The organism is Clostridium sp. ZBS2, assembly GCF_023845855.1.
Taxonomy (GTDB): domain Bacteria; phylum Bacillota; class Clostridia; order Clostridiales; family Clostridiaceae; genus Clostridium; species Clostridium aquiflavi.
The window spans coordinates 1-246 of sequence record NZ_JAMQIF010000114.1 but is presented as its reverse complement, the minus strand read 5'-3'; the positions used below and the strand labels follow the sequence as shown (position 1 = coordinate 246).

Annotated in this window: 1 protein-coding gene; it reads left to right on the top strand. The window is 26.0% G+C overall.

The window, feature by feature from the left end:
• A partial coding sequence (locus tag NG918_RS16715; RefSeq protein ID WP_252227171.1) for an ATP-binding protein occupies positions 1-246 on the top strand: 246 nt, incomplete at both ends.

Genomic DNA, 246 nt, shown 5'->3' with positions numbered 1-246 from the left:
GGAATAGGAATTCCAAAAGAATATAAGGAAAAAATATTTGAAAGATTTAAACAAGTTGAAAATTCTTTGCATAAAAATTATGAGGGAAGTGGAATAGGATTATCTTTAGTGAAATCAATTGTTGAAATGCATGGAGGAGAAATATGGATAAATAGTAACCCAGAAGAAGGTACAGAAGTAATTTTTACTTTGCCTATTAGAAAAATTGATGAAGAAAAACTAGACGAATATAATAATAAAAAAATT